7 protein-coding genes are annotated in these 8218 nt (G+C 69.1%); 4 read left to right on the top strand and 3 right to left on the bottom strand.

Going from position 1 to position 8218, the window contains the following annotated elements; genetic code table 11:
• On the top strand, window positions 1-270 hold a 270-nt coding region (locus P409_RS19500), incomplete at its 5' end, for a PDZ domain-containing protein (RefSeq protein ID WP_152613445.1).
• Between the two features lie 240 nt (window positions 271-510).
• A complete protein-coding gene (locus tag P409_RS19495; protein ID WP_034841888.1) occupies window positions 511-1356 on the top strand; it encodes a hypothetical protein in 846 nt (281 codons plus the stop codon).
• Between the two features lie 27 nt (window positions 1357-1383).
• Here P409_RS19495 and P409_RS19490 read toward each other — a convergent pair whose 3' ends face one another.
• Window positions 1384-4566 (bottom strand): efflux RND transporter permease subunit, encoded by a 3183-nt coding sequence (locus tag P409_RS19490; protein ID WP_034841883.1) that lies wholly within the window; start codon window positions 4564-4566, stop codon window positions 1384-1386.
• Between the two features lie 11 nt (window positions 4567-4577).
• The gene (locus tag P409_RS19485) at window positions 4578-5771 is read right to left on the bottom strand and encodes an efflux RND transporter periplasmic adaptor subunit (protein WP_052120964.1); all 1194 of its coding nucleotides are present in this window, start codon (window positions 5769-5771) and stop codon (window positions 4578-4580) included.
• Between the two features lie 230 nt (window positions 5772-6001).
• Here P409_RS19485 and P409_RS19480 point away from each other — a divergent pair, with 230 nt between their 5' ends.
• Window positions 6002-7327, top strand: a complete 1326-nt coding sequence (locus P409_RS19480; protein ID WP_034841897.1) for a replication-associated recombination protein A — start codon at window positions 6002-6004, stop codon at window positions 7325-7327.
• A 22-nt stretch (window positions 7328-7349) separates the two neighbouring features.
• Here P409_RS19480 and P409_RS19475 read toward each other — a convergent pair whose 3' ends face one another.
• Complete coding sequence (locus tag P409_RS19475) at window positions 7350-7805, bottom strand: VOC family protein (RefSeq protein ID WP_034841881.1); 456 nt, start codon at window positions 7803-7805, stop codon at window positions 7350-7352.
• Between the two features lie 86 nt (window positions 7806-7891).
• On the opposite strand from P409_RS19475, the gene P409_RS19470 reads away from it, so the two are divergent.
• Window positions 7892-8218: TrmB family transcriptional regulator (locus tag P409_RS19470; RefSeq protein ID WP_034841877.1), on the top strand; the 327-nt coding region annotated here is incomplete at its 3' end.

Below are 8218 nucleotides of genomic sequence, written 5' to 3'. Positions count from 1 at the left end.
GCGGGCGCGACGGTGGTCAATGTCTCGCCGGCGGTGGTGGAGGAGATGCGGCTGAACGGTCCCGGCAAGGGCGTGGTGGTGACCGCGGTCGCCGCCCGCAGCCCGGCCGCCCGGCTGGGCCTGCAGCCCGGCGACGTGCTGCTGCGGCTGAATGACGAGGCGGTCGAGAGCACGGCGGCTTTGGACGACGCGCTGCGCGGCTCCCGCGGGCCCTGGCGCATCGCCATCCAGCGCGGCGGGCAGGTGCTGGAGACGGTGGTGGGACGCTGAAAGCCCGTCGGTAAGCCCTCTCGCATTGCCTATCCCGCTTGCGAGACCTTTTCACAGTTCCAAACACCGTCATTGCTTCGTCGGCTTCGCCTCCTCGTAATGACGGCGAGGGGGGCGTTATGAAAAGGTCCTGCCAAGCGGGAGAGGCAACGCGATAGGGCTGATCGTCCGGTGCCGTCGGTTGCCCTGCCCGGCCGGGGCTGGAATGATCCGCCCCGATTCGAGGAAGGGGACGGACCGATGACGGCACTTTCGACCGGCGACCTGCTGCGGCGCTCCGCGGGTTGGATCCTGGGGCATGCCGGGGCCCTGGCCCGGCTGGCGGCGCCCACTGTCGTCTTCGCCCTGATCTTCCGCTTCGCCATCGACTGGCTGTGGGGCGACGAGGTCGCGGCCGTGTTCGCGAGCAGCCAGGGCTCCGGTACCGCCGCCCTGGCCCTGATGCTGTCGATGCTGGTCTGGCTGTTCGCCATCACCCTGATCGCCGTCAGCTGGCACCGCTACGTGTTGCGCGGCGAGATGGCGCCGTTCCCGGCCGATGCCGCGGCCCTGCGCTTCGCCCTGTACCAGGTCTGGCTCGGCTTTCTCGGCGCGGTCACCGCCATGGTCTGGCTGTTCGTGCTGTCGATCGTGCTCGGCCTCGTCGGCGGGCCGTCGCTGCTGCAGTCCATCACCTCCGGCGGGCTGTCGGACGATGTGCTGGGGCAGCCGCTGCTGTCGGCGGTCACCACGGTGGCGGCCACCGTGCCCTTCGCCTTCTACGGGCTGGTCCTGCCGGCTGTCGCGATCGGCGACCGCGGCCTCGTCGCCGCCGAGAGCAAGCGGCTGCTGCAGGGCCGGCGGCTGCCGGTGCTGGGCGCCCTGATCGCCGTTTCCCTGGGGCTGTTCCTGGTCGCCAGCGGCCTCGACCTGGTGCTGGATGCGATCCTGCCGGACCCGCAGGGTCCCGGCCTGATGAGCGTGCTGGTCGACCTGCTGTGGCTGGCGCTGACCGCGGTCGAGATCAGCCTGTTCTCCGGCGTGCTGGCCGAGCTGTACCGCGCGCTGCGCCTGCCGGAGCTGGCGCGGAACGGTGTCCCGGGCTGAGGGCCCGGGACACCGCCGGCGCAACGATCACGCCGCCGGGGTGCTCTCCGGCTTCGGCGCCGCCGGCTTGCGCCGGGCGAAGACGGAGCCGAGCCAGCGGCAGACGACGTAGAACATCGGCGTGAACAAGAGGCCGAACACGGTCACGCCGATCATGCCGAAGAACACGGCGGTGCCCAGCGACTGCCGCATCTCGTAGCCGGCGCCCGACGCGATCACCAGCGGCACCACGCCGAAGATGAAGGCGAAGGACGTCATCAGGATCGGCCGCAGCCGGGTGCGGGCGGCCGAGATCGCGGCTTCCTGCCGGGACTCGCCATGCTCCTCCGCCTGGCGGGCGAATTCGACGATCAGGATCGCGTTCTTCGCCGCCAGGCCGATCAGCACGACGAAGCCGATCTGCGCCAGGATGTTGACGTCCATGCCCCTGAGCAGCAGGCCGCTGACCGCGGCCAGCAGGCACATGGGCACGATCAGGATGACCGACAGCGGCAGGGTCCAGCTTTCATACTGCGCCGCCAGCAGCAGGAAGACGAACACCACCGAGGCGACGAACACCAGCATGCCGGTGTTGCCGGCCAGCTTCTCCTGCAGCGCGATCTCGGTCCATTCGAAGCCGAAGCCCTGCGGCAGGGTCTCGGTGGCGATCTGCTCCATGGTCGCGAGGGCGTAGCCGGTCGAATAGCCCGGCAGGGCCTCGCCCTGCACCTCGGCCGCCGGGTACAGGTTGAAGCGCGGCACGCGGTAGGCGCCGGTGCGGTCGTGGAAGCTGGCCACGGCGCTCAGCGGCACCATCCCGCCGCTGTCGCTGCGGGTCTTGTAGTTGCCGATGTCGCGCAGGTTCTGCCGGAACTTGCCGTCCGCCTGGGCGGTCAGCCGGAAGGTGCGGCCGAGATAGTTGAAGTCGTTGACATAGGTCGAGCCGAGATAGACCTCCAGCGTCTCGAACACCCGGTCGGCCGGCACGCCCAGCATCTCCGCCTTCACCCGGTCGATATCGGCGTAGAGCTTCGGCGTGCGGGTGTTGAACAGCGAGAACACGCCGGCCAGGCCCGGGGTCTGGTTCGCCTTGGCCACGATCTCCTGGGTCGCGGCGTCCAGCGCCGGCAGGCCGCGGCCGGTCTTGTCCTCGATCATCATCTTGAAGCCGCCGCCGGTGCCGATGCCGCGCACGGGCGGGGGCTGGATGGTGATGATGAAGGCGTCCTGGATGTTGGACAGCTTCTGGTTCAGCGCCTGCTGCAGGTGGTTGACGTCCTGCCCCTTGGCGGTGCGCTCGGCGAAGGGCGCGAAGGTGGAGAAGATCGCGCCGGAGTTCGAGGCGTTGGTGAAGGTGGCGCCGTCGAAGCCGGAGAAGGGCACGACATGGATGATGCCCGGCACCTCCAGCATCTCCTTGGCCGCCTGCTTCACCACCGCGTCGGTGCGGGCGAGGGACGAGCCGGGGGGCAGCTGGATGACGGTGATCAGGTAGCCCTGGTCCTGCTGCGGGATGAAGCCGGTCGGCGCCCGGCCGAACTGCACCCCGGTCAGGCCGATCAGCCCGACATAGACCACCAGCATGACCACGGCGAAGCGCAGGATCCGGCGGGTCAGCCCGCCATAGCCCAGCGACAGCCGGTCGAAGAACCAGTTGAAGCCGCGGAAGAAGGCCTGGATCGGCCGGAACAGCACGAAGGTCTTCTTCTCGTGATGCTCGACATGCGGCTTCAGCAGGATGGCGCACAGCGCCGGGCTCAGGGTCAGCGACACGAAGGCCGAGATCACCGTCGCCGCGGCGATGGTCACCGCGAACTGGCGGAAGAACTGGCCGGAGATGCCGCTGATCATCGCCGCCGGGATGAACACGGCGCACAGCACAAGGGCGATGGCGACCAGCGCGCCGCCGACCTCGTCCATGGTCAGGTGCGCCGCCTCCTTCGGCGACCTGCCCTCGCGCAGATGCCGTTCGACGTTCTCCACCACCACGATGGCGTCGTCGACGACGATGCCGATGGCCAGCACCAGGCCGAACAGCGACAGGTTGTTCAGCGAATATCCCAGCGCGGCCATCACCATGAAGGTGCCGATCAGCGAGATCGGGATGGCGACGACCGGGATGATCGCCGCGCGCCAGGTCTGCAGGAACAGGATGACGACGATGACGACCAGGACGATCGCTTCCCAGATCGTCTTCTCGACCTCATGCACCGATTCGGCGATGAACTCGGTCGGGTTGTAGATGATGTTGTACTGCAGGCCCGGCGGGAAGCTCTTGGACAGCTCCTGCATGGTCGCGATCAGGCGGTCGGCCGTCTCCAGCGCGTTCGACCCCGGCCGCTGGAACACCAGCAGCGGCACCGCCGGCCGTTCGTCGAGATAGCCGTTGGCGGTGTAGTCCTGGGCCGCCAGCTCGACCGTGCCGATGTCGCGCACGCGGGTGACGCGGCCGTCGCTGTCGGTCTTGATGACGATGTTGCCGAACTGGCGCGGGTCGGTCAGCCGGCCGAGGGTCTCGACGTTGAGCTGATAAGCGCCGCCCTGGCCGGGCACCGGCGGCTGGTTCAGCACGCCCGAGGCGACCTGGACGTTCTGAGAGCGCAGCGCCGCGATGATCTCGCCCGCTGTCAGGTTGCGCGAGGCCGCCTTGTCCGGGTCCAGCCAGACGCGCATGGCGTAGTCGCGGGCGCCGAAGATGCGCACGTCGCCGACGCCGTCGAGGCGGGCCAGCACGTCGCGCACCTGCAGCGTCGCGTAATTGGAGATGTACAGCGGGTCGCGCGATCCGTCCGAGGAGCTGAGATGGATCACCATCAGCATGTCGGGAGAGGATTTGCGCACGGTGACGCCGATCTGGCGCACCTCCTCCGGCAGCCGCGGCTCGGCCACGGCGACGCGGTTCTGCACCAGCACCTGGGCGATGTCGAGGTCGGTGCCGAGGCTGAAGGTCACCTGGATCACCAGCTGGCCGTCGCCGGTCGCCTGCGACTGCATGTACAGCATGTTCTCGACGCCGTTGATCTCCTGCTCGATCGGCGTCGCGACCGTGTTGGAGACCACCTCGGCCGAGGCGCCGGGGTAGGAGGTGCGGATCTCGATGGTCGGCGGCGCGATCTCGGGATACTGCGCCACCGGCAGGGTGAAATAGGCGGCCGCGCCGAGCAGCACGACCAGGATCGACAGCACCGTCGCGAAGATCGGGCGGTCGATGCAGAAATGGGAGAAGCGCATCGGGCCCGTCCTCAGTTCGCGTCGTACTCGGGCATCGGCTCGATCTTGCCGGGCTGCGGCGTCACCTTGGCGCCCGGGCGGGCGCGGACCAGGCCGTTGATGATGACCTTGTCCTCGCCGGTCAGCCCCTCGCGCACGATGCGCAGGCCGCCCGGCTGGGTCGGGCCCGGCCGGATGATCTTCGGCACCACCGTGCCGTCATCCTTGACCGTCATCACGATCCGGTTCGACTGGTCGGTCAGGATCGCGCTGTCCGGGATCAGCACCGCGTCGTACTCGTTCGACCCGGGCAGCCGGATGCGGCCGAACTGGCCGGGGGTGATGAACAGATCCTTGTTGTCCAGGATGGCGCGGGCGCGGATGGTGCCGGAGCCGGGGTCGAGCTGGTTGTCGACGAAGTTCATCGTGCCGCCATGCGGCCACTCCTGCTCGTCCGGCAACCGGGTCTGGATCAGCGTCTGGTTGTCGCGGGTCGAGGGCAGCTTGCCGGCCACCACCGCGCGCTGATAGGCGAGGTAGTCGGCCTCGCTCATGTCGAACTCGAAATAGATCGGGTCCAGCGCCACGATCGTGGTCAGGAGGGTCGAGCTCGGGTCGCCGGTGACCAGATTGCCGATGTCGACCCGGCGGTTCGAGACCCGGCCGGCCATCGGCGCCTTGACCTGGGTGAAGTCGAGATTCAGCTGGGCCGACTGCAGCGCCGCCGTGGTCTGGGCCACCGCGGCCTCGGCCGCCCGCCGCTCCTGCACCGCCTGGTCGTAGGATGAGCGCGAGACGTTGGACTGTGCGACCAGCGACGAGGCGCGGTCGAGCTGGACCTTGGCGAGGTCGAGCCTGGCCTGGGCGCTGGTCAGGTCGGCCTTGGCCGAATCCACCGTGGCCTGGTAGGGCCGCGGGTCGATCGTGAACAGCACGTCGCCCTGCTTGACCATGGCGCCGTCGGCGAAGTTGATCGACTGCAGGTAGCCGGAGACGCGGGCGCGCACCTCAACCCTGGCCGTGGCCTCGTAGCGGCCGGTGAACTCGTCCCATTCGGTGATCTTCTTGACCAGCGGCGAGGCCACCGTAACCGGCGGGGGCGGCGGCGCCGACTGGCCCTGGCTGCTGCTCGATTCGTTGCATGCGGCCAGAAAGGCCACCATTCCCAAGGCGGTGAGGGTGCCGAGCACCCGTCCTGGCCGCGTCCGCAGGCGCCCGGTCATCATGTCTCGCTCTCCGAAGGAGGTCCCCGGCCAAGAGGGTCGGGCCTGCCTGGGGGGTTGTCAATTGTCAGGGGTTATAGCTAACCCCCGTTCGCCTTTTGCACTGCAAAAGTTCCCACGGAAGTGATTGTGATCACAACCGGGCGAAACAACGGCGGCATTGCGGCGACGACTCTCGGACTCGAAGCTCGCCATTGCGCCGCCGCGGCGGCTGGCCGACGATGCGCGCCATCATGGCGCGCTCTCCCAGATCCGACGACACCCCCTCCCTTTTCGCCGACCAGGCGCCGCGGCCCCTGGCCGACCGGCTGCGGCCGCGCAGCATCGCCGAGGTGGTCGGCCAGGACCATCTGCTGAAGCCCGACGGGCCGATCGGCCGGATGGTGGCGGCGCACCGCATCGCCAGCATGATCCTGTGGGGCCCGCCCGGCTGCGGCAAGACCACCCTGGCCCGCCTGCTGGCCGAGCACACCGACCTGCATTTCGAGCCGCTGTCGGCGATCTTCTCCGGCGTCGCCGACCTGCGGAAGGTGTTCGACGCCGCCCGCGGCCGGCGCGCGGCGGGGCAGGGGACGCTGCTGTTCGTCGACGAGGTGCACCGCTTCAACCGCAGCCAGCAGGACGCGTTCCTGCCGGTGGTCGAGGACGGCACCATCACCCTGATCGGCGCCACCACCGAAAACCCGTCCTTCGAGCTGAACGCCGCGCTCCTGTCGCGCTGCCAGGTCTTCGTCCTGAACCGTCTGGACTTCGCGGCGCTGGAGGAGCTGATGCAGCGGGCCGAGGCCACGGAAGGCCGGAAGCTGCCGCTGACGCCGGAGGCGCGCGACGCGGTCAAGGCCATGGCCGATGGCGACGGCCGGTACCTGCTGAACCTGGCGGAGGAGCTGTTCGCGCTGAAGGTGGCGGCCCCCCTCGACGCCGCCGCCTTGGCCCAGGCGGTGCAGCGGCGGGCGCCGGTCTACGACAAGGCGCAGGAGAGCCACTACAACCTGATCTCGGCGCTGCACAAATCGCTGCGCGGCAGCGACGTCGATGCCGGGCTCTACTGGTTCGCGCGGATGCTGGCGGGGGGCGAGGACCCGCTCTATGTCGTGCGCCGGCTGGTGCGCTTCGCGGTCGAGGATATCGGCATGGCCGACCCGCAGGCGCTGACCCAGTCCCTGGCGGCCTGGGACGCCTATGAGCGGCTGGGCAGCCCCGAGGGCGAGCTGGCGATCGCCCAGGCGGTGATCTACCTGGCGACGGCGCCGAAATCGAACGCCGCCTACACCGCCTACAAGGCGTCGAGCCGCGCGGCCAAGGAGACCGGCAGCCTGATGCCGCCGATGCACATCCTCAACGCCCCGACCCGGCTGATGAAGGAGATCGGCTACGGCAAGGGCTACGCCTACGACCACGACACGGAGGAAGGCTTCTCCGGCCAGAACTACTTCCCGCCGGACATGGACCGGCAGGAGTTCTACCGCCCGGTGGAGCGCGGCTTCGAGCGCGAGATCCGCAAGCGGCTGGACTACTGGGCGAAGCTGCGGGCGCAGCGGGGTGAGGACGGGGAGTAGGCCTCCCCGTCCCGGCCTGGCTTCACACCATGGTGACGCCCGGCGGCGGCTCGGGCGCGCCGACGGTCTGGCAGAACCACAGCGAATAGCCGTAGGGGTCCTTCACCGCGAAGGTGCGGTCGCCCCACCATTGCGTGGCCAGCGCCTCGGTCACCGCGACGCCGCGCGACCGCACCTCGTCGTGGAAGGCGTCGACATCGGGCACGTAGAAGTAGATGTCCAGCGGCCGGGCTCCGGCCTGGCCGCGGGCGATGCCGGCGCCGGGCGATTGCGGCCGGCCCATCATCACCATGATCCCGTCGCGCCGGACGATGCCGAAGTCGAACTTCCCGTCCTTGCCGACGATGCCCATCATGTGGCCGAAGCCGAGCTTCTCCAGATAGAACTCGCGCAGCGCCTCCACCTCCTCGACCCAGAAGCTCGGGATCACCTGGGCCGGCGCCGCCGGGTATTTCAGGTGGCTCAGATCCTCGCTCATCTCGTCCTCCCCAATGAGTGGCTGGTGGAGGGATTGTCCGCGGCCGGCCTGTCGCTTTCATCTACTTTTCGGAGTAGAAAGCGGTCATGCGATGGCAGGATCTGGCGCTGCTCGACGAGGCCGGCTTCTCGCTCTACGAGAAGCGGGCCCTTGTCGCCCTGGGCATTCTCGGCGTCTCCGACGCGGCCGGGCTGTGCCGCGAGGGCGACATCCCGACCTCGAAGATCTACCTGGCGATGGAGAAACTGGCCCGGCTGGGGTTGTGCGAGGCCCAGCACAGTCGGCCGAAACTGTACGCCGCACTGGCGCCGGACGCGGTGGTCGACCGGCTGGTCGAGCTGGCGCGCGAGCGGGCGGAAAGCTTCGCCGCCCAGGCCGACCAGCTGCGCGCCACGCTGCGCGACTGCCCGGGC

Origin of the sequence: Inquilinus limosus MP06, assembly GCF_000767795.1 — a bacterium.
GTDB lineage: Bacteria > Pseudomonadota > Alphaproteobacteria > DSM-16000 > Inquilinaceae > Inquilinus > Inquilinus limosus_E.
This window is presented reverse-complemented; position numbering and strand designations above follow the sequence as displayed.